This is a genomic window from Nocardioides sp., from assembly GCF_036503465.1.
Taxonomy (GTDB): Bacteria; Actinomycetota; Actinomycetes; order Propionibacteriales; family Nocardioidaceae; genus Nocardioides.
Genome location: NZ_DASXWU010000053.1, coordinates 22,546 through 48,908 on the forward strand (window position 1 = coordinate 22,546; position 26,363 = coordinate 48,908).

Genomic DNA, 26,363 nt, shown 5'->3' on the forward strand with positions numbered 1-26,363 from the left:
ATGCACGAGCAACAATCGACGCGTGCGGACACGCGGGCTGTGGGCGCTGGCCGGCCTCCTGGCCGGACTCGGCGGGCTCGCCACGTCGTACCTGACCGCGACCTGGCTCGGGCTCCGCGGCAACCCGGTCACGGACGTGGCGGAGCTGGTGATCCGGGTGACGCCGGGCTCGCTGGCGGAGCGGCTGATCCAGCTGGTGGGTCATCACGACAAGCCGTTGCTGGTGACGGGCGTTCTTGTCGTCGTGCTGCTGCTGTTCGCCGGTTGCGGGCTGCTGTCGCGCTGGTCGGCGGGCGCGGGCATCGGCGGCTTCGTCGTCCTCGGTGTGATCGGGCTGATCGCCAATCAGACCCAGTACGCCGCGCCGGCCACCGGGATCCTGCCGATCCTGGTGGGCGTGCTGACCTGGCTCGCCTGCCTCGGCGTCCTCACGGCGTACCTCCGGCCGCAGCCGTTCCGCGACGGGTCGGCAATGGACCCGCAGCGACGGTTCCTGCTGCTCGCGTCCGGGGTGGGCGTGGGCAGCGTCGTGGTGGGGCTGCTCGGCTGGAAGGTCGGCGGCCACCGTCGCGCCGTGGACGCCGCCCGGGAGGCGCTCGCGCTGCCGGGCGTCAGCAACCCCGGACCGCCTGCGGGCGTCGAGGTGGGGCTCGACGGGATCGCCGCCTGGCAGACCTCGGCCAACCGGTTCTACCGGATCGACACCTCCCTCAGCCCGCCGGCGATCTCGCCGGACGACTGGACGGTGCGCATCCACGGCATGGTCGACCACGAGATCACGCTCTCGTACGACGAGCTGGTGCGACGGCCACGCAGCGAGATGTGGATGACTCTCAACTGCGTGTCCAACCCGGTCGGCGGTCCGCTGATCAGCAACGCCTGGTGGACCGGCACCCGCCTCAAAGGACTGCTGGAGGAGGCGGGCGTGCGGCGGGGCGCGGACGCGGTCAAGCAGACGTCGGACGACGGCTGGACGTGTGGCACGCCGCTCTCGGCCATGCTCGACGACCGCGGCGCGATGCTCGCCTACGCGATGAACGGCGAGCCGCTGCCGATCGAGCACGGCTTCCCGGTGCGGACCCTGGTGCCGGGGCTCTACGGCTATGTGTCCGCGTGCAAGTGGGTGCGCGACATCGAGGTGACCACCTTCGACTCGTTCACGGCGTACTGGACCGAGCGCGGCTGGTCGGCGCAGGGGCCGGTCAAGCTGGCCTCGCGGATCGACGTCCCGGGCAACGGTCACCACGTCAAGGCGGGTTCCGTGCGGGTCGGAGGTCTGGCGTGGCAGCAGAACACGGGCATCGCCGGCGTCCAGGTGCAGCTCGACGGCGGCGGCTGGCAGCCGGCCACGATCGCCCGGAAGAGCCTCAAGGACTCCTGGGTGCAGTGGGTCGCCACCGTCGATGCCGCGCCCGGCGGGCACCGGCTCGCCGTACGGGCGGTGAACGACGACGGTCAGGTGCAGACCGCCGTGCGTGCCGACCCGGTGCCCAACGGGGCATCCGGGTGGCACACGATCACGTTCAGCGCCGACTGATCCTCAGCGGAGGACGGCACCGCGAGGGGCCGCGGCGCGGCTGACGCGGTACACCGTGTAGAGCTTCTTGGTCGCCGTGATCCGGTGGCCCAGCGGAGCGATGATGATGCGGTACTTCGTCGTCCGGCCGTTGATCGTCGAGACCCCGACGCGGTAGGCGCTCTTGCTGTTGGTGCGTAGCACCTTGTAACGCTGCCAGCTGCCCCGCTTGATCTGCACCGCCACCTTGTGGTTGCGGGTCGTGGGAGTCAGCTTGCCGCTGATGTGGCACTTGCCATAGGGGCAGGCGCTGGTGTCCTTGATCTTCCACAACGTGATGACCGTGACGGTCGGGGAGAACGACGCGCCGTACGTCGTGGCGGTGGTCGTGTCGGTCCCGCCCAGGTAGTGCAGGCGGTACTGCACGTTCCCCTTGTTGCGGGTGCCGTAGGCCCCGAAGGAGACGCCGCCCTCGGTCGGGTCGGCGTCGGTCTTCACGGTGGCCCAGCTGCGGCCCGGCAGGCGACGCTGGAGCAGGGTGCTGCCGGCCTGGACGGCGACGCCGTTGCTGTCCTGCACGAAGGCCTGGAACGGGCTGAAGAGCGTTCCGTACGGGGCCGTGATCTTGGTCTGCCCGTCGATCTTCAGGCTGGACGTGGTGGTCAGGCTGGTGGCGAGCTGCGCCTGGGCGGGCGTCGCCGAGAGCGTCGCTGCGGCGCCCGTGGTGATCGCGAGCGATGCCAGGACGGCACCGAGCTTGGTGGTGAGCATTCCGAGTTCCCCCGTCGTTCGATGACATGACGAACCGCCCCGAGAGTCGCGAGCCGGCCCGGTAGTCGTACCACCTCGTCGGGCTCGGGGTGGGCGAATCGTCGAACCTCGACTGCCTCAGAGCACCCGCGCGGACGCGAGCAGGTGAGTGCTGAGATCGCGGATGCCGGGCAGGTGGCCGACGGCGCGGGCGAGGGTGAGGGCCGCGTCGTACACCTCTGCGGAGGGGTCCGGGAGCACCTCGAGGGCGAAGCCGGCCGGGCCTTCGATCCCGATGACGCGCACCTCGGTGAGCCCGGCCTCGGTGAGCTCGGCCTCGAGCTCCTCGCCGGTGTGGAAGTGGCCGCCCGGGAAGCGGGCGCCCGGGGTCGGGTGTGCCGTGCTCGAGCCGCGCGACCCACTCGCGCGGGTAGGGGTGTGGGATGTCGCGGGTGAGCGTTCTGGCGGCGTGCCGGGAGATCCGCGGAATGGCTGCGGCGAAGACCCAGCCACCGGACCGGACGACGCGCCGCGACTCGGTGAGTGCGAGGACCCGGTCGGCACGTGAGGCGAGGTGGTAGATCGGGCCGAGCAGCAGGGCGGCGTCGAAGGTGGCGTCCTCGAACGGCAGATCCCGGGCGTCGCCGAGCTCGGCCCGGAAGGAGCCGTGGCGGCGAGCGGCGTCGACCTGGGCTGCGACCGGGTCGACCAGGTGAACGTCGTACCCGTCCTCGGCGAGTGCGGCGGCATGGATGCCGGTGGCGCCACCGATGTCGAGGACCCGCGAGCCGGGCGGCACCAGCTCGCGGACCAGCTCCTGGGTGCGCTGGTGCTCGAGCCGGCCCTGGGCCGATCGCGTGGTGAGCCGTACGGCTTCCTCGAACTCCCCGCCGTAGTAGGCCCGGAGCCGGGCGTCGATGGCGTCCTGGTCCGGATCGGTCATGCGTTTGCTGCGCTCCACGCGCCGCGCGGGAGGAGCTGGTCGTCGCGGTGGATGACGTAGACGAGGCCGCCCGAGCCGCCGAGCCAGGCGCGCTCGAACTGACCGCGGTCGTAGGTACGCCGCACGCTCCGCTCGGTGGGCGCGCCGGGGTCGTTGGTGACCACGTCGCCGTCGGCGGTGAAGCCGCGGATGACGACGAGGTGGCCGGCGGTGCCGTGGGTGGGTGCACCCCTCAGCGCGCCCCGCGGGTAGCCGACGGAGGCGACCAGGGGGATCCCGGCGTCGACGAAGCGCTCGGCGTCGCGGAGGTCGTGGAGCCGCGTGACGAACGCGTGGTCGGCCAGGGTCGCGGCCCAGGCGGTGTTGAAGGACCAGTTGCCGGTGCCCTCGTACGCCGGGTCGAAGACCTCGCGGGCGACCCTGTTGATGTCGACGGTCCCGGTGTCGGTGGTGGGTGGCAGCGTGCCGGCATGCGCCAGCACCATCGAGACGGACGTGGGCGAGCACCACCCGCGCCCCCCGACCTCGGCCCACGTCATCTGCGAGAGACGTGGTACGTCGAGGACTCGTTCCTCCCGCCTCAGGGGCGATGACGTCGTGACACGCACCGTGCCCGTCGAGACCACGGCCCCGATGCGCCCGAGCACCGGCGTCCGTCCCGACGCCGATGGATGTGCGGTCACCCTCAGGCGGTAGCCGTCCGCACCGCCCGGCGGACGCCAGACGTCGGTGTCGACCTGGGGGTCGCGGCCGCTGCTGCGACAGGTCGCCGTCGAGCCGGCCTGCCAGTGGGCGAGCGCGTGCCACCCACGCTCGCCGCGTGCCTGCGCCCCGACCTCGATCCAGGATCCACCGCTGGTGTCCGCCTGCCACGAGGCGACCAGGTCGGTGAACCGGAAGCCCGGCTCGCACCACGGCGAGGTCCACATGGTGACGCCGCCGCGGCGGGTGCGCCGTCCGTCGTCGGGTGACCACGCGTCGTACCGGATGCGGCGAGGCATGGCGCCGAGCCTAGGGCTCCTACGATGTGCGGGTGACCCTCCGGCTCCACGACACCGCGACCCGCGACGTCCGCGACTTCGTCCCGCTCGAGGCGGGCAAGGCGGGGATCTACGTCTGCGGCCTGACGGTGCAGAGCGAGCCGCACGTGGGGCACGTCCGGTCGGCTGTGAACTTCGACGTGCTCCGGCGGTGGCTGACGGCCTCCGGGTACGACGTCACGTTCATCCGCAACGTGACCGACATCGACGACAAGATCCTGGCCAAGGGTGAGGCGCAGGGTCGGCCGTGGTTCGAGATCGCCTACCGCATGGGTCGTGAGCTCGACAAGGCGCTCGACGCGATCAACGTGCTGCCGCCGACGTACGAGCCGGCAGCGACCGGCCACGTCCCGGAGATCCTGGAGCTCATCGGCCAGCTGGTGGGACGGGGTCACGCCTACCCCGCCGAGGACGGGTCCGGCGACGTCTACTTCGACGTGCGCTCGTGGCCGGCGTACGGCGAGCTGACCCGGCAGAAGGTCGACGACATGGAGCCGGCCGGGGACGCTGACCCGAGAGGTAAGCGCGACCCGCGCGACTTCGCGCTCTGGAAGGGCTGGAAGAAGGCGCTCGAGCCGGAGACCGCCGCGTGGCCGTCGCCGTACGGACCGGGCCGGCCGGGCTGGCACATCGAGTGCTCGGCGATGGCGGCGAAGTACCTCGGGCCGGCGTTCGACATCCACGGCGGTGGCGTCGACCTGCGTTTCCCCCATCACGAGAACGAGATGGCACAGTCGCGGGCGGCGGGACAGCAGTTCGCGGCGTACTGGCTGCACAACGCCTGGATCACCACCGCGGGCGAGAAGATGTCGAAGTCGCTGGGCAACTCGCTGCTGATCCCGAACGTGCTCGAGCGGGTGCGCGGCATCGAGCTGCGCTACTACATGGTGTCGGCGCACTACCGGTCGCACGTCGAGTTCTCGTTCGAGGCGCTGGACGAAGCCGCGAAGTCGTTCCGGCGGATCGAGTCGTTCCTCGACCGGGTGCCGGCCGGGGCGCTGGTCGAGCCCACGCTGCCCAAGCCGTTCGTCGACGCGATGGACGACGATCTGGGTACGCCGGCGGCCATCGCCGTGATCCACGACCAGGTCCGCGAGGGCAACCGGTTGCTGGCCGCGGTGGAGTCCGCGGAGGAGGTCGCGGCGGCGGTGCGGGCGATGCTCGACGTCCTGGGACTGAACCCGGACGATCCCGCGTGGGCGACGATGGGCGGGTCCGACGACGCGAAGCTGTCCGCCGCGGTCGACGCGCTGGTGGCCGGGTTGCTCGAGGAGCGTGAGACCGCACGCGGCGAGAAGGACTGGGCCCGCGCCGACGCGATCCGTGACCGGATCGCCGCGGCGGGCATCGCGGTCGAGGACACCCCGGACGGCCCGAAGTGGACCCTGGCCGCGCCGGCTGACGGAGCGTCCTGATGCCGGGCAACAGCCAGCGCAAGGGCGCGATCCGGAAGTCCTCGAAGCGGCCGACTGCGGGCTCGGGGGGCCGCGTCCGGCGCGGCCTCGAGGGGAAGGGGCCCACGCCGAAGGCGGTGGACCGGCCTCACCACAAGGCACACAAGGTGAAGGCCAGGGCCGAGCGCGAGGCGGCGAAGCGACCCCGGAAGCGTCCAGGCCCCGACGACGAGTGGATCGCGGGGCGCAACTCCGTCGTCGAGGCGTTGCGGGCCGGCGTACCGGTGAGCGGGCTGTACGTCGCCGAGGGCGCGGAGCGCGACGCGCGACTTCGTGAGGCGTTCAAGATCGCTGCCGAGCACGGCATCTCACTGCTCGAGGTGACGCGGGCCGAGCTCGACCGGCGTACCGACGGTGCGGTGCACCAGGGCCTCGCGGCCCGGATCCCGGCGTACGAGTACGCCCATCCGAAGGACCTGCTCGAGGCGGCCGCCGAGCGCGGTGAGGCCCCGTTGGTCGTCGCGCTCGACTCGGTGACGGATCCTCGGAACCTGGGCGCCGTCGTGCGGTCGGCCTCCGGGTTCGGTGCCCACGGCGTCGTGATCCCCGAGCGTCGGGCCGCCCGGATGACCGCGGCTGTCTGGAAGACCTCTGCCGGTGCGGCGGCCCGCATCCCGGTCGCCCAGGTCACCAACCTGGTGCGCACGCTCAAGGAGTTCCAGGACGCCGGCTGCCAGGTCGTCGGCCTGGCGGCGAACGGCGACCTCACGCTGCCCGACCTGCTCGCAGACTCCGACCTCGCCGCCGGTCCGCTCGTCGTCGTCGTGGGCTCCGAGGGTGAGGGCCTCGGCCGGCTGGTGAGCGAGACCTGCGACCGGCTGGTCTCCATCCCGATGTCGTCCTCGCTGGAGTCCCTCAACGCCGGTGTCGCCGCCTCGATCACCCTCTACGCCCTCTCCCAACACCGCTGAGCGGGCAGAAGTGCGCGCCGTAGAGCGCTGACCCGGCTCTTCCTGACATCACCGAGCGTCGACCCGGCTCTGGTCGACGCGGAGAACACACACGGCACTGGGTCACCTGTGTGCAAGAGCCGGGTCGGCGTGCTCACGCGTGGACAAGAGCCGGGTCAGCGGATGTGACAGGTTGGCGCCGGGTGGGGAGGAAGCGTCACGAAGTGGCATCATCGACGGGGTGGGTACGACGGTCGATCGCTTGCTGCCGACGGACGACGACGGGGTCGCCGAGGCGCTGCTCGAGCTGACCCGCGAGATCGCAACCAAGGAGCTCGCGCCACAGGTGCACGAGGCCGAGGAACGGGGCGAGTTCCCGGAGTCGGCGTACCGGCTGTTGGGGAAGTCGGGGCTGTTGAGCCTGCCGTTCGCGGAGGAGTACGGCGGCGGTGGGCAGCCGTACCAGGTCTACCTCCAGGTGGTCGAGGAGATCGCCACCGCGTGGCCGAGTGTCGGGGTCGGCGTGAGCGTGCACGGGCTGACCGCGAACGTCGTCGCCACCAACGGCAGCGACGACCTCAAGCAGGAATGGCTGCCGCGCATGCTGAGCGGGGACTGGCTGGGTGCGTACTGCCTGTCCGAGCCGCAGGCCGGATCCGACGTGAGCGGCATCAGGACGCGGGCCGTCCGCAAGGCCGAGGCGTACGTCGTGAACGGCACCAAGCAGTGGATCAGCAACGGCTCGTGCGCCGACTACTACATCCTCTTCGCCCGCACCTCCGACGACCCCAAACGCGGGCTCTCGTCCTTCGTCGTGCCGGCCGACACGGATGGGATGAGCTTCGGCGCCCCCGAGAAGAAGATGGGCCTGAGCTGCGACGTCACCACACAAGTGATCTTCGAGGGTGCGCGCGTCCCGGCCGCGCACCTGGTCGGCGACGAGGGCGCCGGCATGCGGGTCGCGCTCTCGGCCCTCGACGCGGGACGACTCGGCATCGCCGCCGTCGCGACCGGTATCGCCCAGGCAGCGCTCGAGCATGCCGTTGCGTACGCCGGCGAGCGCGAGCAGTTCGGGAAGACGATCGGCGAGCAGCAGGGGCTGCAGTTCCTGCTGGCCGACATGGGCGCGGACGTCGAGCGCGCCCGGGCGACGTACCTCCATGCGGCTCGGCTCAAGGATGCCGGGCGCCCGTTCAGCCGTCAGGCCAGCATCGCCAAGCTGACCGCGACCGATGCCGCGATGCGGGTCACCACCGACGCGGTCCAGGTGCTCGGCGGCAACGGCTACACACGGGAGTATCCGGTGGAGCGGCTCTTCCGCGACGCGAAGGTGACCCAGATCTTCGAGGGCACCAACCAGATCCAGCGGATGGTGATCGGGCGCGACCTGCTCCGGTGATCACGAGCCGGGTCAGCGCTCTGCGGCGTGGTCAAGAGCCGGGTCAGTGTCGTACGGCGTGACACTTCTGCCGGGCGAGTCGGACCGCCTGGCGAGCAAGCTCGCTGCGGCCGTGCCGCCTCGGCTCCGCCGAGCCGGCACGTCCTCACTCGGATCAGCGCTCCAGGGCGTTCTCTTCGGCCGGGTCGGCGTCGTCGGCGGTGATCTGCTCGTCCGGCTTCAGCTTCAGGACCGTGTCGATGTAGTCGCGGGCGGTCTCGAAGAGGTCGACCTCGTGGCCGGCCCGCTCGGAGAGGTACCAGCGGTGCACGAGGATCTCGTGGAAGATCTCGGCCGGCTCGAGCTTGCCGCGCGCCTCGGGCGGCACCATCCGCATGATCGGCTCGAAGACCTCGGTGAGCCATCGGTTCGCGGCGATCGCCCGGTCCTCCCGCCCGAGGTCGTAGTGGGTGATGAACGCGGTCATGTCGTTCAGAAGGCGGCAGGCCTGACCGTCCTCGACGCACAGGCCGGTCAGTGCCTGGAGCTCGCGCTGGTGATGCCCGGCCTCGACCGCCTTCGGCTGGATGCGTATCCGGTCACCGTCGAAGTCGGTGACGATGTCGAGCTCGTCGACGTCGAAGCCGAGCTCGTTGAGCCGCTCGATCCGCTGCTCGATCCGCCACATCTGGTCGGCGCTGAACTCCTCCTCGGCGGTCAGCTCGTTCCAGAGGTCGTGGTACCGCTTCTGGATCAGGGCGACGATCTCGTGTCCCTGCACGCTGGGGCTGATCCGGCCGCCGGCCTGGAGGTCGAGCAGCTCGGCGAAGACGTTCTCGCAGCCGACCTCCACGTCGTACTCCCGCATCTGTCGCGAGAGCGTGGGCCGGAGCTCGCCGGTCTCGGCGTCCACGAGGTACGCCGCGAAGCCGCCGGCGCTGCGCCGGAACAGGACGTTCGAGAGCGAGACGTCGCCCCAGTAGAAGTCGGCCAGGTGCAGCCGGACGAGCAGGACCACCAGTGCGTCGACCAGGCTCGGCAGGCTCTCGGCGGACGTCCCGTGCGCGAACAGCGCGCGGTAGGGGAGCGAGAAGGCGAGGTGCTCGGTGAGGAGCGCGCACGGCAGCTCCTCGCCCGCGTCGTCGCGACGGCCGGTGACGACACCGACCGGTTTCACCGCGGGCAGGCCGATCCGCTGGAGGTCACGCAGCAGCCGGTACTCGCGGAAGGCGATCTCCTCCTGGGTCTCCTTGATCGCGTAGGTGCGCTCGCCGAGCCGCACGATGCGTACGACGTGCCGGCTCAGCCCGCGGGGGAGCGGGACGACGTAGTCGTCCGACCACTCTGCCAGCGGGGTCGACCACGGGAGGCGCACCAGGGCCGGGTCGGGCCGGCTGGCCACGAGATGCAGCGCCATGGTTTCAGGCTAGCGAGAGGTGAGATCAGCGCCCTTCGAGGAAGACCGGCCCGGGTCCGCGTCCGGCGGCGACGTCGTCGGGATTGCTGAGGGTGCAGCGCCGAAGGCTCAGGCACCCGCACCCGATGCAGGAGTCGAGCGTGTCTCGCAGCCGCTCGAGCTGGGCGATCTGGGCGTCGAGGCGCGGCCGCCAGCCGCGGCTGAGCCGCGACCAGTCCGCCTTGGTGGGTGTGCGGTTGCTGGGCAGGGTCGCCAGCGCCTCCTCGATCTCCTCCAGGGAGAGGCCCACGCGCTGGGCGGTCCGGATGAAGGCGAGGCGGCGCAGCATGGGGCGTTCGTAGCGGCGCTGGTTGCCCGTCGTACGCCGTGCCCGGACGAGGCCGCGGTCCTCGTAGTAGCGGATCGCGCTGGTGGCGATGCCGGACCTCTCGGACAGCTCGCCGATCGTGAGCTCGGTCATACCGACCAGGATGCCTTGACCTAAAGTTCACTTCAACTTGTGGAATGGAAGTCGTGGACAACATCGATCGACTGCTGACCCTGATGACCGGAGACGAGAAGCACGACTCCGCGGCGTACTCGACGCTCGACGTCCTCCGGGTCCTCTACGAGCGCGTGCTCGACGTCTCGCCGGAGAGGGTCGACGACCCGCGCCGAGACCGCTTCCTGCTCTCGAAGGGGCACGGCCCGGCCGCGTACTACGCCGTGCTCTGCGACCGCGGCTTCTTCCCGGAGTCCTGGCTGGGCGAGTGGGGGACGTTCGACTCGCCGCTCGGCTACCACCCGGACCGCAACCTGGTCCCAGGCGTCGAGATCTCCAGCGGGTCGCTCGGTCACGGGTTGCCCCTCGGGGTCGGCACCGCGCTCGGCCTGCGGGCGCAGGGCATCGACTCGCGCGTCGTCGTGCTGGTCGGTGATGCGGAGCTGGACGAGGGCTCCAACCACGAGGCGCTGGAGCTGGCCGCGGCCCTCGGCCTCGACACCCTGACCGTCGTCGTGGTCGACAACCGGAGCACGTCGTACGTCGTGCCGGGGCGGATCGCGGCTCGGTTCGCCACCGAGGGCTGGCACGTCGCCACGGTCGACGGACGCGACCACGACCAGCTCGAGAAGGCGCTGTCCGAGCGACCCGTCGGCGTACCGAACGTCGTGGTCGCCACCGTGATCGACGAGGAGGAGCTCGCAGCATGACCGTCACCGTGACCCCGACCCGTCTGGTGCGTGATCCGCGCATGCAGTTCGCGCTGACCGCGACCGATCTCCTGGACGAGGACTTCTCGACCGCCCTGGTCTGGGCCGAGATCTCCGGCCGCTTCTTCGGCGACGCCGTACGCCGCCATCCCGACCGGGTCGTGAACGTCGGCATCCGCGAGCAGCTTCTGGTGAACGTCGGCGCCGGCTTCGCGCTGACCGGGATGCGCCCGATCGTGCACACCTTCGGGACGTTCCTGGTCGAGCGTGGCTTCGAGCAGATCAAGCTCGGGTTCGGTCACCAGGGCCTCGGCGGGGTGCTGGTCGGCGGAGGCGGGTCGTTCGACGCCTCGCGCGGCGGCCGGACGCACCAGGCGCCCGGCGACGTCGCGCTGATGGACACCCTTCCCGACGTCGTCATCCATGCCCCGGGCACGGCCGAGGAGACCGACGAGGTGCTGCGTCGCGCCGTCGCGGCCGACGGACTGCACTACGTCCGGATCGTCGAGCAGACGAACGCCGAGTCCTTCCGCGGACCCGGGCTACACGTCGTACGCCGTGGGTCGGGCGCGACGGTGATCGCACTCGGGCCGGTGCTCGACGAGGTGCTCGCGGCGACCGCCGACCGCGACGTCACCGTGCTGTACGCGCACAGCGTCCGGCCCTTCGACTCTGGCGGGTTGCGCTCGGTGATCGGCACGCCCGACGTCGTCCTGGTCGAGCCGTGGCTGGCCGGCACCTCCGCCCGCGTGGTCTCCGACGCGTTGCAGGACCTGCCCCACCGGCTGCTGTCGCTGGGCACCCGGAGGATGGAACTGCGTCACTACGGCACTCCCGCCGAGCACCAGCGCGCCCACGGCCTCGACGCCGCCGGCATCCGGCGTTCGATGGAGTCGTTCCTGGCTGGGTGATCCCCGACCCGCCTCGTTAGGCTGACCCGGCTGCTCGGCGTGCCCGAGCGACGCGCCGGTGTAGCTCAGACGGTAGAGCGCCTCTCTTGTAAAGAGGATGTCGCGGGTTCGATTCCTGTCACCGGCTCGGGGTGACCGTGGGGATCCCCGGCTCGCCGGGGATCCTGTCACTTCTCGGCGGCCGCAACCCCCGAGAAGTGACGGGTGTGACCCACCGCTGGGACTCCTGGGCACATGGGGCCTCGCTCAGCGGACCCGCTCGACCTCGAACTCGTTCGCCGGCGAGGCGATGGCCTCCTGGCCGAGCACGATCTGCAGCTCCCGCTCTCCGGAGTCGATCGTCGCTCGCAGGACGCCGACGACGGACGACGCGGTGAGGCCGAGCGCCTCGGCGGGTGAGCCGGTCGTGCGGAGGTGGGCGGTGAAGAGCGCCGAGGTGAGGTCGCCCGAGCCGTTGGCCTTGATCGGCAGCCGAGGGGTGCGCACGACCCACGCGCCTTCGCCGGTGACCGCCAGCATCTCGATCGTGTCCTCGGGGCGGTCAGGCCGGAGCACCGACGTGACCAGCACCGTCGAGGGCCCCATCGCCATGGCCGCGTCGGCCGAGGACAGCGTCGACTCCAGCGCGTCCGGCGTCGTGTCGGTGAGGAAGCCCAGCTCGAACTGGTTCGGCGTGATGATGTCCGCGTGCGGCACGACCTGCTCGCGGATCACCGGCGGGATCGCCAGGTCGACGAAGCAGCCGCTCGTGGCGTTGCCCATCACGGGGTCGCAGGTGTACGTCGCCTCCGGGTTGGCCTTCTTCACGCGCTCGACGGCGTCGACGACGACCTCGCAGATCCCGGGCCCGCCCAGATAGCCGGAGAGGACCGCGTCGCAGGACTCCAGCACCCCGCGCTCCTCGATCCCGGTCACCACCGCCCGCACGTCGTCGGGCGGGAGCAGCGGCCCGCGCCACGCGCCGTACCCGGTGTGGTTGGAGAAGACCACCGTCGGCACCGGCCACACCTCGTGCCCGAGCCGTTGGAGCGGGAAGGTGGCGGCGGAGTTGCCGACGTGGCCGTACGCGACGAACGACTGGATCGACAGGAAGCGCATCTCCCCATCCTGGCAGCGATCGCGGCGGCGGCGTGGTGTCGGCGCGACGCCCTAGCCTGCGTCGCATGAAGCGGTACGTGGACGAGGACCTGAAGGGCGCGGAGTTCCGCGAGTGCGACCTGACCAACGCACGGCTCATCGGCGTGGTCATGCAGGACGCCGAGATCGACGGGCTGGTCACCAACCTCTTCGTCAACGGCGTCGAGGTCATGGGGTACGTCGAGGCCGAGCTCGACCGGCGACATCCCGTGCGGCTGCTGATCCGCTCCGAGGACCCCGCCGATCTTCTGGAAGGGTGGCGGCAGCTGCGAGCAGACTGGGAGGTGACCATCGAGCGGATACGCCGGACGCCTGGCGTCGAGCATCGCACTGTGAACGACGAGTGGTCGGCCGTCGAGACGATGCGGCACCTGGTGATGGTGCACGACTCGTGGTTCCGGCGCTGCTGCCTCGGCTCGACCGACCTGTTCACGCCGATGGGTCTCGCGCCGCCCTTCGTGCCCGACCGGGAGAAGCAGGGGCTCGATCTCTCCGCCGACCCGAGCCTCGACGAAGTGACCGCGGTGCGCGAGTCCCAGGCCGCCGAGCTCGGGAGCTGGCTGGCGTCGGTCACGGCCGAGGAGCTCCAGTCGCCCGCACCGATCCCGGACAACGACATGTGGCCGCCGTACGCCCGCGGCCGCTCGGTGCGGCAGTGCCTCGGCACGGTCCTCGACGAGGAGTGGGCGCATCACGGCTTCTGCGTCCGCGACCTCGATCTCATGGAGGCGTCCGCCGGGGACTGAGCACTCGGTAACCTCGATCGCGTGACGGAGATGACCTATCGCCCACTGGGCGACTCGGGGCTCATGGTGAGTGCGGTCGGGATCGGCTGCAACGCGTTCGGACGCCGGATCGGTCTGGACGCCGTGCGCGGCATCGTCGACGCGGCCGACGACACGGGCATCACCTTCCTGGACACCTCCGACTCCTACGCCATCGGCCAGAGCGAGGAGATGATCGGGGTCGCGCTCGAGGGTCGTCGCGACAGGTTCGTGGTGGCCACGAAGTTCGGCAGCGACATGCGCGGCACCAACGGCCCCGACCACGGCGCCCGCGGCGCGCGACGCTACGTACGCCGAGCCGTCGAGGCCTCGTTGCGTCGCCTGCGCACCGACCGGATCGACCTCTACCAGTTCCACTTCCCCGACCCGATCACCCCGATCGAGGAGACCCTGTCGGTGCTGACCGACCTGGTCCGCGAGGGCACGGTGCGCTACCTCGGCTGCTCCAACGTCAACGGCTGGCAGGTCGCCGACTGGGACTGGATCGCCCGCACCTCCGGCTTCGAGCGGTTCGTCTCCGTGCAGAACCACTACTCCCTGCTCGACCGCACCATCGAGACGGAGGTGGTGCCGGCCGCCGAGCGGTTCGGCCTCGGCGTCCTGCCCTACTTCCCGCTCGCCCACGGCCTGCTGACCGGGAAGTACCACCGCGGCCAGGAGGCGCCGTACGGCTCGCGGGCGCGCTCCGGCCCGTCCCCCTGGTTCGAGAACGCCGACTGGGACCGTATCGAGGCGCTGGAGAAGTACGCCGAGGCGCGCGACCTCGCGATCCTCGACGTCGCGATCGGCGGGCTCGCCGCCCAGCCGGTGGTCTCGTGCGTGATCGCGGGGGCGACGTCCGGAGACCAGGTGCGCGCCAACGCCGACGCCCTGCGCTGGGAGCCCGGCGCCGACGACCTCGCCGAGCTGGACGCGATCACGCACGGCTGAGGGCGGACGGCCTCAGACCAGGGGCAGGCCGACCAGCGCGACCAGGAGCGCCATGCCGGCGAACAGCCAGGCGACGTAGTCCCCGATGTGTCCGGTGTGGACCCGGTGCAGTCGCCGCATCGCCGGGGTGAGCGCGGCCAGCCAGCGCAGCCGGCGGCTCCAGAGTCCCGCCGCCGCCACGGCCAGGGCCAGCACCACCGAGAGCAGGCCGAGCCAGACGCCGGTCGCAGTCCAGGCCGCGGCAGGCTCGGGCAGGAGGGGCGCTGGTGGCTGGCCGGCGAGCACCTGACCGCTGTAGCCGGTGCCGTCGATCAGCCGCTCGGCGGCGTGCGCGGTGGCGCTGCCCAGGCCGGGTATCACACCCACCGCGAAGCCGCCGGCAAGCAGCACCACGACGGCGAACAGGATGGTGATCGGCGTGCGACCGGAGAGCCGCTCCTCCGGCTGCTCCTCGCCCGGGATCGCCTCGGCCAGGTTGGCCGGATCTGGCGTGTCGCCAAGTCCGAGGAACGCCCGGGCACCGAACCGGAGCACCGCGCCCCCGGTGACCGCCGAGACGGCGACGAACAGCGCGGGCCCCCAGTCGTAGCCGGCAACGGAGGTCGCGTCCTCGGCGATGGACTTGCCCAGCGCGGTGCCGAACGGCGGTAGGCCGGCCAGCCCGAGTGCCGCGAGGAAGAACAGGACCGCTGTCAGACGCTGGCCGCGGGCCACGCCGTACAGGTCGAGCTCGTCGATCGTCCGATATCGCGCGAGCAGCACCCCGGCGATCAGGAAGAGCGCCGCCTTCACGCCGGCGTGGCCCATCACGTAGACCGCCGTGCCGCCGACGCCGTCGGACGTGAGCACCGCGAAGCCCATCGTGAACAGCCCCATGTGCGCGATGGTGGAGAAGGCGAGCAGCCGCTTGAGGTGACGCTGCCCGGCGCACATCGCCGCTCCGACCACCGCGGTCACGGCGCCGATCAGCACGAAGGCCCGGCGGATGTCGTCCTCGGGGATGGTCCCGGCGTACACCGTGAAGAACACCCGGGCGACGCCGTACAGCCCCAGCTCGACCATGACCCCCGAGAACAGGACGCAGACCGGCGCGGGAGCCACCGCGTGGGCGTCGGCCAGCCAGAAGTGGAACGGCACCAGGGCGCCCTTGACCATGAACCCTGTCATCACCAGGACGAACGACACCACCACCAGTGCGTCGGGCTTGTGGTGGGCGAGTGCGTCACCGAGCTGCGGCAGCCCGAGCTGGCCGACGCGCGCGTACAGCAGGGCGAGGCCGGAGAGCGACAGGTAGGCGCCGAGGGAGTTGACCAGACCGAAGTTGAGCCCGCCCTCGACGGCCGACTCGTCCTCCACGTGGAAGCCGGTGAGTGCGTACGCCGCCGCGCCCATCAGCTCGAAGAACACCACCATGTCGAACAGGTCGCCCGAGTAGACGAAGCCCTCCATGCCGGCCGCGAAGAACAGCATCAGGGCGTGGAAGTGCCCGCCGACCGCGTCCAGGTAGCGCCAGGAGAAGATCAGGGCGCAGGTGGTCAGGGCCGCGATCAGCACTCCCAGGCCGGCGCTCATGGGATCGGCGACGAACGGGATCCCGACGCTCACGCCTTCGTGGGGGGTCCAGCCGCCGAGCCAGACGTGGAGGCGGCCGCTGCCGGTCTCGTGCAGCACGGCGACCGCGCCGCCGGTGACGCCGAGCATGGTCAGGATCGCCAGGGCGTCGACCACCCACCGCGGAAGGTGCGACCCGACCACGGCGAGCAGGCAGGCCATGATCACGCAGGTGGCGACCATCACCGGCATCACGTCAGCGGCGTGTGACAACGCGGCTCAGCCCCTCAGTGCAGCCAGGTCGTCCGGATCCACCGTCCCATGTCGCTTGTTGATCTGGATCGCCAGCGCCAGCAGCAGCGCGGTGACCGTCGCCGAGACCACGATGTCGGTGAGCGTCATCGCCTGCACGACGGGGTCGACGACGTGCTTGTTGGGCTTGGTGGTGGAGCCGAAGACCGGGGCGGTCGCCCCACCGCGCTGGTAGCCGACCGCGATCAGCAGGACGTAGGTGCCGGCCTGCGCCACCGACAGGCAGACGATCGCGTGCACCAGATGACGGCTGCGGACGATGCCGTAGCTGCCGGCCAGGATCAGGTAGCCGGCAACGAGGTAGGCGTAGACGGCCATCAGTCGTCCCCCGTCTGCACGGTGATCTCCTGCTCGAAGAACCGCGAGAGCAGCACGACCATCCCGCCGACGACCTCGACGCCCACCACTCCACTCAGCACCTGGACCGTCCCGGTGGACACGATCTGGCCGAGGGCGCCCTGCGGCAGGAAGTCGCCGAGGAACGCTCCCGTGGAGGCGAGGCCGATCAGCCCGATCACGGCGAACCCCGCCGCCCCCACGCTGTCCGCGATCTCGAACGTCGTGACCGGCCGCAGCCGGTCGAGGGCGGGATAGCTCCCCGCGACGTACAGGAGGTGGAGCCCGGTGGCGAGGACGACGCCGCCCTGGAACCCGCCCCCCGGTGTGACCCCACCGTGGAGCACCACGTCGAACCCGATCACCAACGTCACCGGCAGCAACACGTAGCCGATGAGCCGCGTGCTCTGGAGGGTCCGGCCCAGGTCGGGGACGAGCCGCTCGGTCTCCTCCTTCGACGGCCGCAGCAGCGCGGCGGCGCCCACCACCGAGGCGATCAGGATGGACTCCTCACCGAACGTGTCGATCGCCCGCTGGTCGAAGTTCACTGCGGACACCACGTTGGCCGTGTGGTGCTGGACCGCGGCCGGCACCGCGAGGTCGCGGTAGGGGTGGTAGCTGGTGCCGAAGTGGGGCAGGTCGAGCGCGGCCAGCACGAAGGCGACCGCCATCACCGTGCCGCCGAGGGCGAAGAGGATCAGTCGGGTCAGCCGGGTCACTCGTCCTCCTCGTGGTCGCGAGCCCGGTCCTTGCGCATCGTGCGGATCGTGAGCATCACCATCAGCGGGACGATCGCGGTGCCGACCCCGAGCTCCGACAGCGCGACGTCTGGGGCCTGCAGGACCACGAACAGGATCACCAGCGTCGTCCCGAAGACCGACAGGCTCACGGCCTGCCGCTCGGGAGCATCCGCGAGGACGACCGCCGTACCGGCCAGGGCGACGACGGTGAGGGCGACCACCACCAGGGCGGTCACTCGGGCGACTCCCGGCTCACGGACCCCTCCCGCATGCCGGCGACCCGGACCGCGGCCGAGGAGAGCACCGGTCCGGTGATCATGATCAGCAGGCAGACGATGACGATCTGGGCCGTGGTCAGGCTCCACCCGTTCACGATCGCGAGGCCGAGGCCGATCAGCGGGGTGCCGAGGGCGGTCGCGGGAGTGAGGAAGTGCAGGCGGTCCTCGGGGCGGTGCACCCGAAGCGAGCCGAGCGCGGTGAGGACGACCACGGCGACCCCGAGGCCGAAGAGTGTCACCGCCGCCACGTGCTGTGCGTTCATGACCGCGGCGCCAGCAGCCGGGTGTAGACCAGGGTGCCCGCGAAGGCCAGCACCACCGCCACCGTGGGGACGATCAGGTACGACGGCTGCTTCACCGCCTGGCTGAACGCCAGCAGCGCCAGCGTCCCGATCACCCCGGTGAGCTCGAGCCCCACCAGTCGGTCGACGGCGTTGCCCCGCGCGGCGATCCAGATCGCGACCGGAAGACCGATCCCGACCAGCGCGAGGTCACCGATCAGCCACGCGTTCATCGACGCACCACCTCGTCGAGGTCCGGTCCTGCCGAGAGCAGCCTGTGGACAGTGAGCAGATGCTCGTCGGGGTCGTTGTCGGCGACGACGCTGCCGGGGGTCGAGCACAACGCGAGGGTCGCCACCGCCTCGCGACCGTCGGCCAGCGGGATCGGCTCGTCCGGGAGGTCGATGGTGGTCATCCGGCCCGGACGCGGACCGCGGATCGCCGTCACGAACAGCGTCGCCGTCTCGGCCAGCAACGTGACGAAGACGGGGACTACCCAGAGCGCCCACCCGGGGTGGAGCCGCCAGGAGGCGCCGAGCGCTCGACGCCCGGCGCAGGCGAGGATCCCGCACGGGAGGGCTGAACCGGCTGCGAAGTACACCTCCGGCTTGGTCACGCCCGACAGCGTCGCGAGCCAGATGCAGCAGCACAGGGCCGCCCAGCCGATCGTCTCAACGAGCGGTCGCAGCATCGGGCACCTCACTCCGTGGCATGCGCGAGCCGGTCCATCAGCCGGTCGCCCAGAGCGAGAGGGCGCTTGGCGATCGAGGCGAGGCGAGGGGACGTCGGAACGTCCGGGTGCGGTCGCGTCGGCCACGACCCACCGCTGAGGCGCCGCGCCAACGTCGTACCGTCGAGCTGCCCACCGTCGGCCGCGTCCGCGAGCAGCTCCAGGTGGCGCTTCTCCAGGGCCAGCTGCTTCCGGATCCCCCAGGCGACCGCGTCGTCGAGCTCGTTCCTCGCCTCGTCCCGCTCTCCGAACCAGTCGCGCTTCGCCATCCGGGCCTCCACCACGCGACTCTGTGCCCACGCCCGGTCGACGTACGCACGTCCCTCGGGCGAGGTCCGCCGCAGGGCCGGCCACAGGTAGCGGAGCCGGGCACCTTGCTGTGCGAGAAAGGTGCGTCGGATCCTCTGCAGCAGTCGCTCTCGCGCTCGTAGCTGGGGTCCGAGGATGCCCTCGGTGACCCGCGGCTGCAGGCACAGCTCAGCGAGCAGGTCGCGCAGCTCGGCGTGCTGGCTTCGGATCAGGTCTGGCAGGTCTCGTCCCATCGGAGGTAGACGTACCCCCGACGTCCCCGCGTATGAGTCGCGGCCGTGGCCTCAGCCCGTGGCGGCCCCGGGCGATCCGGGCAGGGCGGCGTCGCGGGCCAGCCGACCGGCGTCGAACTCGAGCAAGGTGTGCTTGGCCATGATCGAGTGCAGGTCGTAGCGGATCGGGGAGTCGCGGATCTCGGTCAGGATCGGGCGCGCGGCGTCGGCATCCCAGAAGAGCACGGCCGCCGCCGACCAGAGGCGGACGGTCGGCCGCGGGTCGTCCATCAGCGCCGCGATCGCCGCGCGACCGTCCTCGGACTGCGCCAGCGCCTGCCCGTCGGAGAGCCACTGGTCCACGAGCCGGCCCCACCGGCGTGTGTTGGTGGTGTGGCCCTGGTCGCCGACCAGGTCGGACATCTCGTCCAGGGTCCGGCGGCCGCGCTCGGCCGGCTCGGTGGCGTGCTCCGTCACGCAGGCATGATGGCACGGACCGAGACCGTGGCAACCGGCCGACGTAGGACGGGCGCCGCGTTGCTCAGGCGACCTGGAGCGACCGCTTGGACAGGCCCATCCAGAAGCCTTCGAACAGCTGCTCGCCCGGCTCCTCCGGGTCGGTCGCCGCGCCGAGGGTGACGAAGAGCGGCGTGTAGTGCTCGACGGTCGGGTGGGCGTAGGGCATGCCCGGGGCCTGTGAGCGGTACGACGCCAGCGCGTCGACGTCGCCACGGGCCAGGGCCTCGCCGGCCCAGGCGTCGAAGTCCTGGGACCAGCCGGGAGCCTCGGCGTCGATGCGGAACTCGGTCAGGAACGGGAGCCCGTGGGTCAGGAACCCGGAGCCGATGATCAGGACGCCCTCGTCGCGCAACGGGCGGAGCCGCTCGCCCAGCCTGAGCAGGCGGGTCGGGTCCTGGGTCGGCAGCGACATCTGGAGGACCGGGATGTCGGCGTCCGGGTACATGATCTTGAGCGGCACCCAGGCACCGTGGTCGAGGCCGCGGCTGGTGTGCTGGTGCACCGGCTCGTCCGCCGGCATCATCGCGGCCACCCGCTGGGCGAGCGCGGTGGCTTCCGGGGTCCGGTAGGTCATCCGATAGTACTTCTCCGCGAAGCCGCCGAAGTCGTAGACGAGGGGGGCGCCGTCGGCGCTCAGCATCACCGGCGCGGACTCCCAGTGGGCGCTGACCATCAGGATCGCCTTGGGGCGCGGGAGGTCCGCGGCCAGGCCGGACAGCTGGCTCGACCACACCGGGTCGTCCAGCAGCGGCGGCGCACCGTGGCCGATGTAGAGGGCGGGCATCCGGTCGTTCATGTCTGCCCTAATAGTTTCACATTCAACTTTATTCCGCCAGAGCCGGCCGACCGCGGAGAAACTGGCCCACAGACGGCGCAGGCCGCGCCGCTGGAGAGTCGTTTGTAGGCCAGTTTCTCCTCGCGGCTCAGCCCGGAAGGGACCAGTCCACCGGCTCGCCGCCCTGCTCGGTCAGCAGCCGGTTCACGCGGGAGAAGGGGCGTGAGCCGAAGAAGCCGCGGGCGGCGGAGAGCGGGGACGGGTGGGCGGACTCCACCCACGGGATGCGGGCGAGCGCCGGCTTCAGCGACTGGGCGTCGCGGCCCCACAGGATGGCCGCGGCGGCGCCGCCACGACGTGCCAACGCGGCGATGGCGCAGTCGGTCACCTCCTCCCAGCCGCGCCCGCGGTGCGACGCCGCCTCGCCGGGCCGGACCGTCAGCACCCGGTTGAGCATCATCACCCCACGGTCGGCCCACGCGGTCAGGTCACCGTGCGGCGCGGGCGGGATGCCGAGGTCGGTGGAGAGCTCCTGGTAGATGTTGCGCAGCGACCCGGGCAGCGGTCGTACGTCGGGCGCCACGGCGAAGGAGAGCCCGATCGGGTGGCCGGGCGTGGGGTAGGGGTCCTGCCCGACGATCAGCACGCGCACGTCGGCGAGCGGCCGCCGGAACGCCTTGAACACGTCGTTCCCCGCGGGCAGGTACTGCCGCCCGGCCGCTAGCTCGGCCCGCAGGAAACGTCCCATCGCGGTGATCCGCTCGTCGACGGGAGCGAGCGCCTCGGCCCAGTCAGGGGCCATCAGGCCGCGGTCGACCAAGCCGCTCAGCGCACCCATGGGCTCACCGTAGCGACGCGTTCAGCCCGCCAGGACCTCCCGGGCGGCGCGCTCGCCGGCCCGCACTGCGCCGTCCATGTAGCCGGTCCAGTACGTCGCGGTCTCGGTGCCGGCCCAGTGCACGCGCCGGAAGGGTCTGCGGATCGTGTGGCCGACCGACGTCAGCACCTCGGGCGCGTAGTTCGCGACGGGGCCGCCGGTGGTCCACCGCTCGTGGGTCCAGTCGTGCTCGACGTAGTCGACCGGATGGAGCGCCTGGTCGCCGAACATCGTGGCGAAGCCCTCGAGCACCGCGCGACGGCGCTTCGCCCGTGTCATCAGGCCGTAGGTCCGCCAGGTGCCACCGCCGACGAACGCGAGCAGGACGCCGGGGTCGCCGTCCCTCGGACAGTTGTCGAACGCCGCGCGCACGGCGCCGGAGTCGGCGATGCCGAAGCCGTTGAGACCCGCCTTCCGCCAGAACGGCGTGCGGTAGACCGCGTCGCACTTCATCAGCTCACCCATGTCGAGATGGCGCATCAGGGCGCGCCGTCCGGCCGGCAGGTGCGGGTGCCAGTCGATGTCCAGCACCATCGGTGGCGGCACGGCGACCACCACCTTGCGGGCGTGGACGGGGCCGCGACCGGTGTGGACGACGGCATGCCTGTGCCGCTGCTCGATCCGCCGGACCGGAGCTTCGAGCGCCACGACGTCACCGAGCCGTCTCGCGAGCCGCAGCGGGATCAGCTGCGAACCGCCCACGAACCGCTTCTTCTGGGCACCGTCTGCGGTGTCGCTGTTGCGCTCGAAGGTGCCGGGATGCATCCGGTCGCCCGAGCACGCGCAGTACCACACGACGTACAGGAAGGAGAGCTCCTCCGGGTCGGCGCCGAAGCCGGGCTGGGTCCAGCAGCGGATGATCCGGTTGATGCCCTCGGCGTTGACGCAGTTCTGCTGGATGAACTGCGCGAGCGTCATCCGGTCCCACTCGGCGGCCATCGGATGCTTCCACGGCGCGGCGACGTCGATCTCCTTCGCGTACTGGTCGATGCGGGTCTGCAGGAGCGCGGCGTCGGGGAGGATCGTCGGATCCGGTGGCACCGTCCCCTGGTAGGTCATCCGGCCGAGCGTCGAGGAGACGTAGACGCTCTGACCGTCGACGTACTCGTCGAACGTGCGGACGTCGAGCTGCTTCGCCAGCGCCGCGATGTGGGTCTGGGTCGGCCCGATGAACGCGCCACCGGACTCGATCACGTTGCCCGGGCCGAGACGGTGGTTGAGCACGCGGCCGCCGACCCGGTCGCGGGCCTCGACGACGAGGACGTCGCGGCCGTGCACGGCCAGCCGATGTGCCGCGACGAGGCCGGAGATGCCGGCGCCCACCACGACGACGTCCACGCGCGACGGCAACGAACCCTGCAGGCCCAGGGCGGGTGCGGAGTCGGCGAGGTCGAGGACGCCGCCGGCCGCGAGCGTCGTGCCACCGACGGCGAGGCCGCCGAGGAGCGAGCGTCGCGACAGATCCATGCCCCTCCAACGACGGGGCCCCGCGAACGGCACGGAGACGTGTGCCACGCTCGGGAGATGGCCCGATCGCGCCGCGCCACCGTCGCCGACCTCCGTGCCCTGGCCGGCTCGATGCCCGGGGTGACCATCGAGCGCGGGCCGAAGGGCAACGACGTCTACCAGGTGAGCCGGCGGAGCTTCGTCTTATTCCGCACCCCGCGCCCGGACGCCGTCGACCCCGAGACCGGCCGCCGGTACGACGACGTCGTGGTCCTCTGGGTCGAGTCCGAGATCGAGAAGCAGGCCCTCGTCTCCGACGAGAGCACCCCCTTCTTCACGACCCCGCACTTCGACGGTCACTCCTCGGTGCTGCTGCGCACCTCTCGCATCGGCGAGCTCACCCGCGACGAGCTCGCCGAGGTCGTGTACGACGCGTGGCTCGCGCGGGCCTCCAAGACCGCGGCCCGGACGTGGCTCGAGGAGCACCGGCTGCCTCCGAACCCGACCGGAGGGGCGCAGCCACGCACCTGACACCATGGATGCGATGTACCGCGTCGCCTCGGAGACCAGCACCGTCGCTCCGGCCCGGCGTTCCGGGGAGGGCATCGGTCGGCGCCGGATCGCCAAGGCGCCCGGGCCGGTGGCCCACGCGCTGACCGCAGAGCGGAGGACCCTGTGCGGGGCCGATGTCGCCGGGCTGCTCGACTGGCCCGACGTCGACTTCGGCGAGGTCAAGCCGTCGGCGCGCTGCCGGGTCTGCGAGACCCGCGCCGCCTCGTGAGCAGCGTCGATCTGCGGATTTCCGGGCGCGAGGTGCTCACAATGACGGCATGGCGCGGTTCTTCCGGTCCGACCCGCTGGCGATGCAGGTGCTGGCCGCGCTCGCAGGCGGGGCCTCGAGCGCGGCGGACGTCGCCGCACGCGTGCGTCGGCCGGAGAGGGAGGTGGCGCGCATCCTCGAGCAGGCGGTCGCCGAACACGCCGTCACTCGGCTCGACCTCGCCGGGGCGCCGTCGTACTCGCTGACCGCGACGGGCCTCGAGGCGGTCGGGGTCTACCAGGGCGTGCAGGGCGCGGTGGACGGCGCCGGGCACGTCGACCTGGGGGCGGCGACGCGGATGCTGATGGAGCAGTACGCCGCGGCTCGCGACGTCGCCGCGGACGACGCCCTGCGCGAGCAGGCGGGATGGCCCGCGGACGACGCCGCACGCGACCGCGTCTCGGCCGCGCTCAACGACGCCTACGCCCGCGGAGCCCTGACCAAGGAACAGCTCGACGACCGCACGAGCCGTGCTCTTGCCGCCGCCACGATGGGCGAGCTCCGCGCGGCGGGGGAGGGCGTGATCGAGCTTCCCCCGGCGCTCCCGACCGCTCTCGGCCCGGTGAGCGTGACCGGTGAGCAGGCCCGGCTCCAGGTCAACCCCGCGTTGAAGGACGTCCGCTGGCGCCGGACCGGGTACGCCGCGGCCCTGGTGCTGGTCGGCCTCGTCCTGCTGCTGGTGCAGCCGGTCGTCGGGCTGGTGGTCCTGGCCGCCGCGGTCGTGCTCGGTGCCTGGACCCTCCGGCCGCTCCTCCGCACCACTACCGTCCGGGTCAGGACTCGTTGATCAGCGCGTCGCGTCGCTCGCGGAGCAGCCTCCGCTCGGCACCGGTCGGCGCCTGACCGATCGCCGTGGCCAGAGCGGCCGCCGCCTCGTCGACCCGCCCCAGCCGGGCGTAGAGATCGGCCAGCGTCGCGGCGTGGAGGTAGTAGTCGCCCAAGTCGCTCCGCAGCGCCTCCACCAAGGGCAGCGCGGCCTCCGGACCGTGCGCCATCGAGACGGCCACCGCTCGGTTCAGCTCGATCACCGGCGTGGCGGGGAGTTGCGTGTACAGCTCGGCGATCGTCGCCCAGTCGGTGTCCTCCGGCCGCGCGGCGACGTCGTGGCAGAGCGCGATCCGCGCCTGCACGGCGTACGGACCCCACGGCGGCTCGGCGTCCAGGAGCCGGGCGCCCTCGGCGATGCGGTCCTGGTCCCAGCGCGACCGGTCCTGCTCGGCGAGGGATACGACGCGTCCCTCGCGCACCCGAGCCGGGCGGCGGGCGTCGGTGAGCAGCATCAGCGCCAGCAGCCCGCGTACCTCGGCCTCGGCGGGGAGAAGATCGACCAGCGACCGGGTCAGCCGGATCGCCTCGGCCGAGACGTCTACCCGCAGGAGCGACTCGCCGCTGGACGCGGCGTACCCCTCGTTGAACATCAGGTACAGCACCGACAGGACGCCCTCGACCCGCTCGGCCCAATGCTCGGGCGGCGGGACGCCGTAGGGGATGCCGGCGTGCTTGATCTTGGCGCGCGCCCGGACCAGGCGCTTCTCCATCGTCGGCTCGGTGACCAGGAACGCCCGCCCGATCTCGGCCGCGGTGAGTCCGCACAGCGTGCGCAGGGTGAGCGCGACCCGCGCCGGCATCGGCAGCGCGGGGTGGCAGCAGGTGAAGATCAGCCGCAGCCGCTCGTCCGGGATGTCCTCGTCGTCCACGGGAGCCACCACGTCGGTGGCGTCCGCCGCGGAGAGCGCCAACTTCGCGTCCTCGGTGGTACGCCGGCGCATCCGGTCGCGGGCCCGGTTGCGCGCGACGGTGGTCAGCCACGCCAGCGGTGCGTCGGGTACGCCCGAGCGCTCCCACGCCGGCACCGCCTCGGTGAACGCCTCGGCCGCGCACTCCTCGGCCAGGTCCCAGTCGCCGCACCAGCCGATCAGGCCCGCGACGAGTCGCCCCCAGTCCTCGCGGAACCTGAGGGCGACCGCCTCGTGCGCCGACGTCATGTCAGCTCCACAGCGGCCTGAGCTCGAGCACTCCGCCGTCGGCAACCGGGTGACCCGCGGCGACCGCGATCGCGTCGTCGAGGTCGCGGCACTCGAGCAGGTCGAACCCGCCGACCTGCTCCTTGGTCTCGGCGAACGGCCCGTCCGTGGTGACCACGCTGCCGTCGACTCGGCGCACTGTCACCGCCCGGTTCGGCAGCTGCAGCGGCCAGCCGTAGACACGGCGCGGGCCGGCGTCGGCGATCCAGCGCGTGATGTCGTCGGGCTCGTCGGGCTCGTCGGGCCCGTCGGGCTGCTCCGGATCCGGCGGGTCCCACAGGTCGGGAGAGGCGGCCTGGACGGCGCCGGCCGCCGCATCCTCCGCCATGGCCCGACGCATGTCAGCGCACACCAGCATCAGGTACCGCCGCCTCCCGTCCGCCGGTAGCCGAGGCACCTCGGGGTCGGACATGCCCTCGTCGAACGCCCGCACCTCGATCGCACCGACGTGCAGCGTCGGATGGGCGGAGGCGACGGCGATCGCGGTGTCGAGGTCGGGGCAGTCGATCACGTCGTACCCGGCGATCTGCTCCTTGGTCTCGGCGAACGGCCCGTCGGTCACCTGGACCTCGCCGCCGACCGCCCGCACCGTGGTCGCCTCGCTGGTCGGGTGGAGCCGTGCGCCGTCCAGCTCGATCCCGCGCCCGACCATCTCCTCGGCCCAGGCCTCGAGCTCGGTCTCCACCTGCGGCGGCAGGTCGTCCAGCCGCGACTCGTCGACGGCGTGGATCAGCATGTACTTCATGGTGTCCTCCTGAGCTTCGTACGGCGCGGAGGTGCGCCGTCATGGAGGGGACGAACGACGCGGTGC

31 protein-coding genes, 1 tRNA gene and 1 pseudogene are annotated in these 26,363 nt (G+C 71.6%); 12 read left to right on the plus strand and 21 right to left on the minus strand.

Features of this window, described 5'->3' with window-relative positions; genetic code table 11:
- Nucleotides 1-22 precede the first annotated feature (22 nt).
- Nucleotides 23-1,537, plus strand: coding sequence for a molybdopterin-dependent oxidoreductase (locus VGK78_RS09465; RefSeq protein WP_331527370.1), 1,515 nt, complete (start codon nucleotides 23-25; stop codon nucleotides 1,535-1,537).
- A gap of 3 nt (nucleotides 1,538-1,540) precedes the next feature.
- Here the strand turns inward: VGK78_RS09465 and VGK78_RS09470 are convergent, their stop codons facing one another.
- The 4 genes and pseudogenes from VGK78_RS09470 to VGK78_RS09485 form a co-directional block, all read right to left on the minus strand.
- Entirely contained in the window at nucleotides 1,541-2,287 is a 747-nt protein-coding gene (locus VGK78_RS09470; protein WP_331527371.1) for a hypothetical protein, read from the minus strand.
- 117 nt (nucleotides 2,288-2,404) lie between these two features.
- Entirely contained in the window at nucleotides 2,405-2,779 is a 375-nt protein-coding gene (locus VGK78_RS09475) for a hypothetical protein (RefSeq protein ID WP_331527372.1), read from the minus strand.
- Between the two features lie 34 nt (nucleotides 2,780-2,813).
- A pseudogene (locus tag VGK78_RS09480) lies at nucleotides 2,814-3,209 on the minus strand (class I SAM-dependent methyltransferase); the annotation flags it as partial.
- A complete protein-coding gene (locus VGK78_RS09485) occupies nucleotides 3,206-4,210 on the minus strand; it encodes a peptidase C39 family protein (RefSeq protein ID WP_331527373.1) in 1,005 nt (334 codons plus the stop codon). The gene VGK78_RS09485 and the pseudogene VGK78_RS09480, both read right to left, overlap by 4 nt.
- A 32-nt stretch (nucleotides 4,211-4,242) precedes the next feature.
- On the opposite strand from VGK78_RS09485, the gene cysS reads away from it, so the two are divergent.
- From cysS to VGK78_RS09500, 3 genes are all read left to right on the plus strand, one after another.
- Nucleotides 4,243-5,664 (plus strand): cysteine--tRNA ligase, encoded by a 1,422-nt coding sequence (cysS, locus tag VGK78_RS09490; protein ID WP_331527374.1) that lies wholly within the window; start codon nucleotides 4,243-4,245, stop codon nucleotides 5,662-5,664.
- On the plus strand, nucleotides 5,664-6,614 hold the full coding sequence (gene rlmB, locus VGK78_RS09495) for a 23S rRNA (guanosine(2251)-2'-O)-methyltransferase RlmB (protein WP_331527375.1): 951 nt from the start codon (nucleotides 5,664-5,666) through the stop codon (nucleotides 6,612-6,614). Before cysS ends, rlmB begins: the two co-directional genes overlap by 1 nt.
- 220 nt (nucleotides 6,615-6,834) lie before the next feature.
- Nucleotides 6,835-7,992: an acyl-CoA dehydrogenase family protein gene (locus VGK78_RS09500; RefSeq protein WP_331527376.1), complete on the plus strand. Its 1,158-nt coding sequence runs from the start codon at nucleotides 6,835-6,837 to the stop codon at nucleotides 7,990-7,992.
- A 154-nt stretch (nucleotides 7,993-8,146) separates the two neighbouring features.
- Here VGK78_RS09500 and VGK78_RS09505 read toward each other — a convergent pair whose 3' ends face one another.
- Nucleotides 8,147-9,388 carry a DUF4032 domain-containing protein gene (locus VGK78_RS09505; RefSeq protein ID WP_331527377.1) on the minus strand — a complete coding sequence of 414 codons (1,242 nt, stop codon included), beginning with the start codon at nucleotides 9,386-9,388 and terminating at the stop codon, nucleotides 8,147-8,149.
- Between the two features lie 25 nt (nucleotides 9,389-9,413).
- Nucleotides 9,414-9,848: a redox-sensitive transcriptional activator SoxR gene (gene soxR / locus VGK78_RS09510; protein ID WP_331527378.1), complete on the minus strand. Its 435-nt coding sequence runs from the start codon at nucleotides 9,846-9,848 to the stop codon at nucleotides 9,414-9,416.
- Between the two features lie 44 nt (nucleotides 9,849-9,892).
- On the opposite strand from soxR, the gene VGK78_RS09515 reads away from it, so the two are divergent.
- From VGK78_RS09515 to VGK78_RS09525, 3 genes are all read left to right on the plus strand, one after another.
- Nucleotides 9,893-10,579: a thiamine pyrophosphate-dependent enzyme gene (locus VGK78_RS09515; RefSeq protein WP_331527379.1), complete on the plus strand. Its 687-nt coding sequence runs from the start codon at nucleotides 9,893-9,895 to the stop codon at nucleotides 10,577-10,579.
- Entirely contained in the window at nucleotides 10,576-11,490 is a 915-nt protein-coding gene (locus VGK78_RS09520) for a transketolase (RefSeq protein ID WP_331527380.1), read from the plus strand. Before VGK78_RS09515 ends, VGK78_RS09520 begins: the two co-directional genes overlap by 4 nt.
- A 54-nt stretch (nucleotides 11,491-11,544) precedes the next feature.
- A tRNA-Thr gene (locus tag VGK78_RS09525) sits at nucleotides 11,545-11,617 on the plus strand.
- Nucleotides 11,618-11,736: 119 nt separating this feature from the next.
- Here the strand turns inward: VGK78_RS09525 and pdxY are convergent.
- Nucleotides 11,737-12,588 carry a pyridoxal kinase PdxY gene (pdxY, locus tag VGK78_RS09530; protein ID WP_331527381.1) on the minus strand — a complete coding sequence of 284 codons (852 nt, stop codon included), beginning with the start codon at nucleotides 12,586-12,588 and terminating at the stop codon, nucleotides 11,737-11,739.
- 65 nt (nucleotides 12,589-12,653) lie between these two features.
- Between pdxY and VGK78_RS09535 the strand changes: the two genes are divergently transcribed.
- Entirely contained in the window at nucleotides 12,654-13,373 is a 720-nt protein-coding gene (locus VGK78_RS09535; RefSeq protein WP_331527382.1) for a DinB family protein, read from the plus strand.
- A gap of 30 nt (nucleotides 13,374-13,403) precedes the next feature.
- Nucleotides 13,404-14,342: an aldo/keto reductase gene (locus VGK78_RS09540; RefSeq protein ID WP_331527420.1), complete on the plus strand. Its 939-nt coding sequence runs from the start codon at nucleotides 13,404-13,406 to the stop codon at nucleotides 14,340-14,342.
- Between the two features lie 12 nt (nucleotides 14,343-14,354).
- Here VGK78_RS09540 and VGK78_RS09545 read toward each other — a convergent pair whose 3' ends face one another.
- The 12 genes from VGK78_RS09545 to VGK78_RS09600 all read right to left on the minus strand — a co-directional run bounded on the left by VGK78_RS09545 (nucleotide 14,355) and on the right by VGK78_RS09600 (nucleotide 22,729).
- Entirely contained in the window at nucleotides 14,355-16,166 is a 1,812-nt protein-coding gene (locus tag VGK78_RS09545) for a complex I subunit 5 family protein (protein ID WP_331527383.1), read from the minus strand.
- A gap of 6 nt (nucleotides 16,167-16,172) precedes the next feature.
- Nucleotides 16,173-16,523 (minus strand): sodium:proton antiporter, encoded by a 351-nt coding sequence (locus tag VGK78_RS09550; protein ID WP_331527384.1) that lies wholly within the window; start codon nucleotides 16,521-16,523, stop codon nucleotides 16,173-16,175.
- Nucleotides 16,523-17,260, minus strand: a complete 738-nt coding sequence (locus tag VGK78_RS09555) for an MnhB domain-containing protein (protein ID WP_331527385.1) — start codon at nucleotides 17,258-17,260, stop codon at nucleotides 16,523-16,525. The genes VGK78_RS09550 and VGK78_RS09555 overlap by 1 nt, the downstream gene beginning before the upstream one ends.
- Nucleotides 17,257-17,517: a DUF4040 domain-containing protein gene (locus VGK78_RS09560; protein WP_331527386.1), complete on the minus strand. Its 261-nt coding sequence runs from the start codon at nucleotides 17,515-17,517 to the stop codon at nucleotides 17,257-17,259. Before VGK78_RS09560 ends, VGK78_RS09555 begins: the two co-directional genes overlap by 4 nt.
- Entirely contained in the window at nucleotides 17,514-17,822 is a 309-nt protein-coding gene (locus tag VGK78_RS09565) for a monovalent cation/H(+) antiporter subunit G (RefSeq protein WP_331527387.1), read from the minus strand. Before VGK78_RS09565 ends, VGK78_RS09560 begins: the two co-directional genes overlap by 4 nt.
- Nucleotides 17,819-18,073 carry a monovalent cation/H+ antiporter complex subunit F gene (locus VGK78_RS09570; RefSeq protein ID WP_331527388.1) on the minus strand — a complete coding sequence of 85 codons (255 nt, stop codon included), beginning with the start codon at nucleotides 18,071-18,073 and terminating at the stop codon, nucleotides 17,819-17,821. Before VGK78_RS09570 ends, VGK78_RS09565 begins: the two co-directional genes overlap by 4 nt.
- Nucleotides 18,070-18,531 carry a hypothetical protein gene (locus VGK78_RS09575; protein ID WP_331527389.1) on the minus strand — a complete coding sequence of 154 codons (462 nt, stop codon included), beginning with the start codon at nucleotides 18,529-18,531 and terminating at the stop codon, nucleotides 18,070-18,072. Before VGK78_RS09575 ends, VGK78_RS09570 begins: the two co-directional genes overlap by 4 nt.
- Nucleotides 18,532-18,539: 8 nt before the next feature.
- The gene (locus tag VGK78_RS09580; protein WP_331527390.1) at nucleotides 18,540-19,112 is read right to left on the minus strand and encodes a hypothetical protein; all 573 of its coding nucleotides are present in this window, start codon (nucleotides 19,110-19,112) and stop codon (nucleotides 18,540-18,542) included.
- Between the two features lie 51 nt (nucleotides 19,113-19,163).
- Nucleotides 19,164-19,568 carry a hypothetical protein gene (locus VGK78_RS09585; RefSeq protein WP_331527391.1) on the minus strand — a complete coding sequence of 135 codons (405 nt, stop codon included), beginning with the start codon at nucleotides 19,566-19,568 and terminating at the stop codon, nucleotides 19,164-19,166.
- Between the two features lie 64 nt (nucleotides 19,569-19,632).
- Nucleotides 19,633-20,406 carry a class III extradiol ring-cleavage dioxygenase gene (locus VGK78_RS09590; RefSeq protein ID WP_331527392.1) on the minus strand — a complete coding sequence of 258 codons (774 nt, stop codon included), beginning with the start codon at nucleotides 20,404-20,406 and terminating at the stop codon, nucleotides 19,633-19,635.
- Nucleotides 20,407-20,533: 127 nt separating this feature from the next.
- Nucleotides 20,534-21,223: a uracil-DNA glycosylase gene (locus tag VGK78_RS09595; RefSeq protein ID WP_331527393.1), complete on the minus strand. Its 690-nt coding sequence runs from the start codon at nucleotides 21,221-21,223 to the stop codon at nucleotides 20,534-20,536.
- Nucleotides 21,224-21,244: 21 nt separating this feature from the next.
- The gene (locus tag VGK78_RS09600) at nucleotides 21,245-22,729 is read right to left on the minus strand and encodes a flavin monoamine oxidase family protein (protein ID WP_331527394.1); all 1,485 of its coding nucleotides are present in this window, start codon (nucleotides 22,727-22,729) and stop codon (nucleotides 21,245-21,247) included.
- 57 nt (nucleotides 22,730-22,786) lie between these two features.
- Here VGK78_RS09600 and VGK78_RS09605 point away from each other — a divergent pair, with 57 nt between their 5' ends.
- From VGK78_RS09605 to VGK78_RS09615, 3 genes are read left to right on the plus strand one after another with little or no spacing between them, the layout of a single operon-like run.
- Nucleotides 22,787-23,239 carry a hypothetical protein gene (locus VGK78_RS09605; RefSeq protein ID WP_331527395.1) on the plus strand — a complete coding sequence of 151 codons (453 nt, stop codon included), beginning with the start codon at nucleotides 22,787-22,789 and terminating at the stop codon, nucleotides 23,237-23,239.
- A gap of 13 nt (nucleotides 23,240-23,252) precedes the next feature.
- Nucleotides 23,253-23,489 carry a hypothetical protein gene (locus VGK78_RS09610; RefSeq protein WP_331527396.1) on the plus strand — a complete coding sequence of 79 codons (237 nt, stop codon included), beginning with the start codon at nucleotides 23,253-23,255 and terminating at the stop codon, nucleotides 23,487-23,489.
- Between the two features lie 49 nt (nucleotides 23,490-23,538).
- Nucleotides 23,539-24,315: a DUF1707 domain-containing protein gene (locus VGK78_RS09615; protein WP_331527397.1), complete on the plus strand. Its 777-nt coding sequence runs from the start codon at nucleotides 23,539-23,541 to the stop codon at nucleotides 24,313-24,315.
- On the opposite strand, the gene VGK78_RS09620 is transcribed toward VGK78_RS09615, so the two are convergent.
- Together VGK78_RS09620 and VGK78_RS09625 are read right to left on the minus strand one after the other, a co-directional pair.
- Entirely contained in the window at nucleotides 24,302-25,513 is a 1,212-nt protein-coding gene (locus VGK78_RS09620) for an RNA polymerase sigma factor (protein WP_331527398.1), read from the minus strand. The genes VGK78_RS09615 and VGK78_RS09620 overlap by 14 nt on opposite strands.
- Before the next feature lies 1 nt (nucleotide 25,514).
- Nucleotides 25,515-26,297: a YciI family protein gene (locus VGK78_RS09625; protein WP_331527399.1), complete on the minus strand. Its 783-nt coding sequence runs from the start codon at nucleotides 26,295-26,297 to the stop codon at nucleotides 25,515-25,517.
- Between the last annotated feature and the right edge of the window lie 66 nt (nucleotides 26,298-26,363).

Coding starts and splice junctions, on each gene's coding strand:
- VGK78_RS09470 (WP_331527371.1), bottom strand. CDS start 2,287: ATGCTCACCACCAAGCTCGGTGCCGTCCTGGCATCGCTCGCGATCACC.
- VGK78_RS09485 (WP_331527373.1), bottom strand. CDS start 4,210: ATGCCTCGCCGCATCCGGTACGACGCGTGGTCACCCGACGACGGACGG.
- rlmB (WP_331527375.1), top strand. CDS start 5,664: ATGCCGGGCAACAGCCAGCGCAAGGGCGCGATCCGGAAGTCCTCGAAG.
- VGK78_RS09505 (WP_331527377.1), bottom strand. CDS start 9,388: ATGGCGCTGCATCTCGTGGCCAGCCGGCCCGACCCGGCCCTGGTGCGC.
- soxR (WP_331527378.1), bottom strand. CDS start 9,848: ATGACCGAGCTCACGATCGGCGAGCTGTCCGAGAGGTCCGGCATCGCC.
- VGK78_RS09515 (WP_331527379.1), top strand. CDS start 9,893: ATGGAAGTCGTGGACAACATCGATCGACTGCTGACCCTGATGACCGGA.
- VGK78_RS09520 (WP_331527380.1), top strand. CDS start 10,576: ATGACCGTCACCGTGACCCCGACCCGTCTGGTGCGTGATCCGCGCATG.
- pdxY (WP_331527381.1), bottom strand. CDS start 12,588: ATGCGCTTCCTGTCGATCCAGTCGTTCGTCGCGTACGGCCACGTCGGC.
- VGK78_RS09535 (WP_331527382.1), top strand. CDS start 12,654: ATGAAGCGGTACGTGGACGAGGACCTGAAGGGCGCGGAGTTCCGCGAG.
- VGK78_RS09540 (WP_331527420.1), top strand. CDS start 13,404: ATGACCTATCGCCCACTGGGCGACTCGGGGCTCATGGTGAGTGCGGTC.
- VGK78_RS09550 (WP_331527384.1), bottom strand. CDS start 16,523: ATGGCCGTCTACGCCTACCTCGTTGCCGGCTACCTGATCCTGGCCGGC.
- VGK78_RS09565 (WP_331527387.1), bottom strand. CDS start 17,822: ATGAACGCACAGCACGTGGCGGCGGTGACACTCTTCGGCCTCGGGGTC.
- VGK78_RS09570 (WP_331527388.1), bottom strand. CDS start 18,073: ATGAACGCGTGGCTGATCGGTGACCTCGCGCTGGTCGGGATCGGTCTT.
- VGK78_RS09575 (WP_331527389.1), bottom strand. CDS start 18,531: ATGCTGCGACCGCTCGTTGAGACGATCGGCTGGGCGGCCCTGTGCTGC.
- VGK78_RS09580 (WP_331527390.1), bottom strand. CDS start 19,112: ATGGGACGAGACCTGCCAGACCTGATCCGAAGCCAGCACGCCGAGCTG.
- VGK78_RS09590 (WP_331527392.1), bottom strand. CDS start 20,406: ATGAACGACCGGATGCCCGCCCTCTACATCGGCCACGGTGCGCCGCCG.
- VGK78_RS09595 (WP_331527393.1), bottom strand. CDS start 21,223: ATGGGTGCGCTGAGCGGCTTGGTCGACCGCGGCCTGATGGCCCCTGAC.
- VGK78_RS09600 (WP_331527394.1), bottom strand. CDS start 22,729: ATGGATCTGTCGCGACGCTCGCTCCTCGGCGGCCTCGCCGTCGGTGGC.
- VGK78_RS09605 (WP_331527395.1), top strand. CDS start 22,787: ATGGCCCGATCGCGCCGCGCCACCGTCGCCGACCTCCGTGCCCTGGCC.
- VGK78_RS09610 (WP_331527396.1), top strand. CDS start 23,253: ATGTACCGCGTCGCCTCGGAGACCAGCACCGTCGCTCCGGCCCGGCGT.
- VGK78_RS09615 (WP_331527397.1), top strand. CDS start 23,539: ATGGCGCGGTTCTTCCGGTCCGACCCGCTGGCGATGCAGGTGCTGGCC.
- VGK78_RS09620 (WP_331527398.1), bottom strand. CDS start 25,513: ATGACGTCGGCGCACGAGGCGGTCGCCCTCAGGTTCCGCGAGGACTGG.
- VGK78_RS09625 (WP_331527399.1), bottom strand. CDS start 26,297: ATGAAGTACATGCTGATCCACGCCGTCGACGAGTCGCGGCTGGACGAC.